The 3,710-nt window shown below is 31.8% G+C and carries 2 protein-coding genes; both read right to left on the reverse strand.

Annotation, left to right across the window (positions count from 1 at the left end; all coding sequences use genetic code 11):
* Nucleotides 1-2,168: hypothetical protein (locus tag Q0649_RS20475; protein ID WP_298846233.1), on the reverse strand; the 2,168-nt coding region annotated here is incomplete at its 3' end.
* A 165-nt stretch (nucleotides 2,169-2,333) separates the two neighbouring features.
* Nucleotides 2,334-3,647 carry a glycoside hydrolase family 28 protein gene (locus Q0649_RS20480; protein WP_298846236.1) on the reverse strand — a complete coding sequence of 438 codons (1,314 nt, stop codon included), beginning with the start codon at nucleotides 3,645-3,647 and terminating at the stop codon, nucleotides 2,334-2,336.
* Between the last annotated feature and the right edge of the window lie 63 nt (nucleotides 3,648-3,710).

Genomic DNA, 3,710 nt, shown 5'->3' on the forward strand with positions numbered 1-3,710 from the left:
TCAAAAGGATCACTAAATGATTGCCACTGTATCCAATTTCCAAAGGAGTAAAGTAGTTTCTTCTCTAAAACGCCTGCTATTCCATTAGCATCGTATCTTTCTGTGCCTCGATTATCTTCAGCTATATAGACACCAAGCTCCTGACCACAACATGGTATTCCTCTAACCCTATTTAGAAAATACTCTGCAAAAATGATTGAGTTTTTTCCCCACTGATGCCAATTGACAACATCGATATTGCCTTTATAAGCCTCGTCCTGCTCAGATGGGATTCTCATGTCCTCATCCCTTCCCATCATTACAATAAGTTTAGGTGCCCTTGACTTAATAGTATTGTATATTTGTGCAACCAAGTTACTATAACTTTCCCGTGCAAAATCAAAAAAATCTGTAAGCAATGCATTATCTATATACTTTTCTGTACGAGCCATATTTCTACTAAATTGATCTTCTCTTGGTAAATATGCATCATCAAAAGTTTTAACTGAGCTGACGTTTATTCCCCAGGCCTGCCTTAACATAACTATATCATTATTATATTTCTTTTTAAGCCAGCATATCCAGTTTTCCAGCTCATACTTATCTCCTGATGGTCTGCCAAGAGTCCACCCCCCTGCATAAGAATAGGATGGTTCATTTATTATATCTACCATTACATTTGGCCACTCTTTAAATCTGTCACTAAAACATTCAAATACCCTTATCACTTTTTTCCTCATTTGTGGATTATGAACAGGGCATTTTAAACGATCCCAGTTATTAAGAGTTACATTTCCAAACACGAACTGAACAGGTAATCCATATTTTGAGGCGGTATAAAAATATGCTTCAAGAGCTCTTGCAGATTTTTCATTTATATTCCCTTCCTCATCATAAAACTGCAATATTAATTCCCAATTACCACTTCTAAGTATGTTGAAACCTACTTCTTTTAATTCTTTCAAATCAACATCACATTGATATGCATTAAAGTTTATGAAACATTTACGATATTTGTCAGTTACAAAATAAGTTGTTCCATGCATGGCAAATGGCATGCCATCTTGGAGGCAAAAATCTGGAGATTTAGTGTTGTCAATATATATAGGCTTAAATGCTTTAAGGGCATTAGAAATGAATTTTTTTGAATGCTTGTAAAATCCAGTGTTTTTCTGTGCAATAAGATTATTATCTTGGTAAACACTTGTTACTACTTTATAAAATCCTTCATTCAAATCTTTGAGTTCTACTTCGCTATCAAATATACCTTGTTTAAAACAAATACTATTCAATTCTAATTCTAGCAACTTTTCACTATTTTTATTTGCAAATATTTGTATCTTTATTTTGTATTGGTTTGATATTATTTCTTTTTTAGTAATAGGTGTTAATCTTAGTTGTAACATGGGTGTTTCATCTTCGTAATACATAGCATAGCTTGAACATATTTCAAGATTCACGGTACTTCTAAGTGCTGTGCCTATAATATTTGAAAGTAATTTTATACCTGATAGCTTATTATAATAATCTTGATCAGTTGGAGTAAAATTAAGAAATATTAGAGAGCCTTTGATGAAATGGTCAACTCTTGATATAGGAATTGCCACAAGTTCGCCTGCTTTTGAATACCAACCGCACGCCGTCTCATATTGTGAACTTACAATAAAGCTATCATCAGGAGCTTTATTTTCAACAAGATTATAATGGACGCTACAAGTTTTAGACATTTTCGGAAACTCTCCAACATTATATATTTCATTTATAAAATTGTACTTTGAATTTAGTACCTTAAGCTTCATTCCTTCACCTGCAGCACCAGTTTCAGGAAAGTAGTCAACAACCTTAAGTGAACGTATTGCACTTACCGTTTGTGGCATCATTAAAGCCTTATCATTTTTAATTGTATAAGGAACACTAAAAGGCATATAACCAATATTTAGTATTATTCCACCTTTATTGTAAAAGTTTAGTATCTCATCAAAGCTCTCCTCTTTATAAAACGAGCCAAGAGTATTTATTAATACATCTACATCTTTAAAATCACCTTCCATAATATCCTCTGCACAAACAGATTTAATATTTAATTCTTCTTTTAAATTTGAAGATGCTAATTCTATTGAATCAAGTACATTTTGAACCTTTAATGTCATTTCCACAAAATTACTATATAAGATGTTAATCTTCTTCATTAAAATGCCTCCTTAAATAATCTTATTTTTCTCATATGAGTACGAATAGTAAATTCCAATTTTCAATACCTAGATATAAACGTATTTTACCATACTTATAGATACCGTTTACTTATATTTACCAAAATCTTAAAAAAATAGCCCTTGGTATACAAGGGCTATTTTTTATGCTTTAGATTTGATAAGTGTATCACATTGTTTGAAAATCACATCTTTACATTCAAGAAATATACCCTCTCTACTTTCGAGTATATTGTCTACATCACTTATACTTACGTTTTCAAATGAAACATCTCTTGCATGGCAGGCATAAATAGGAGAAACCTTCTCATATATCATTGGCTTCCCAATCCATGGTCTTAAATCATATTGTCCTAGTTCATAAATTGATTGTCTCTTAAAGTTTAGCAAAACATTCTTAAAACGGATGTTTTGAATGGCATCTTCTACATCACTATAAATAAAAATACCTGTTTCTGTTTCACATATAATATCCTCAAAGACTACATTTTTAATAGTACTAATACACATTCCTTCTTCTCTCGCAGCACAAGTGATATAAATTGGTTCACCTCTGCCCCACCATTCATCACTAAATCTTTTAGTTTGTATATTTATATGACTAAACAAAACATTTTCTACGCCATGGGTATCCCTAATTTGAAATGACAATCCTCTATTACTATTAGTAATATTTATATTGGTAAAAATACAATTTTTAAAGGTTCCAAAACTACTGCTCCCAAACTTAATCGCTGAACTTGTTGATGTTAAGTTACAATTTGTCACAAGCAAGTTTTCACAATCACCATACTCTGCTGTTTCTTCTGTACATTTCGGACAAATAGCATCATCACCCGTTACAATCCTGCAATTTTTTATGATTGTATTTTTACAACGATCAATATCAATTCCATCTGTATTAGGCATCCTTAGATCATTAGTTATATTAATGTTGTCAATAATAGTCCCTTGACATCCTACCAAATGAATAGTCCAAAAAGGAGCTTTTTGTACAGTTATATCTTCAATAAGGAGATTTTCACAATTCTCTATATATATATTCATAGGCCTTGGGTAAGTATAAACATCAAAATGGGCAGTTGCTTTCTCATCAGACTCTAGAAATAGCTTATAATTTCCATCAATACTACCTTCTCCAGTAATTTTAATGTTTTTAGTATTTTTAGAATAAATTAAAGCACAAATAGATGTTTCACTATTTATTCTTTCAAAAGGTCCTTTCCTTGTAATGTACTCCTCAGTTTTGCCACTTCCTTTTATAATAGAACCCTTCTCTAATTGCAATGTTATATTAGATTTAAGCACTAGACCACTACTCAAAAAAGTTTTTCCGGCTTCGAAAATAACTATTCCGCCACCCTTTTCACTACATTTATCTATTGATTTTTGAATAGCTACTGTATCATCACATACTCCATCACCAACGCCGCCATACTCACTAATTTTAATATTCAATAACGTCACCCCTCGTATAATGTAGTTGTAAGCATTGATAATAATTCAGTCATACTAACCACG

Origin of the sequence: uncultured Clostridium sp. (assembly GCF_937920395.1) — a bacterium.
In the GTDB taxonomy this organism is placed as follows: Bacteria; Bacillota; Clostridia; order Clostridiales; family Clostridiaceae; genus Clostridium_AD.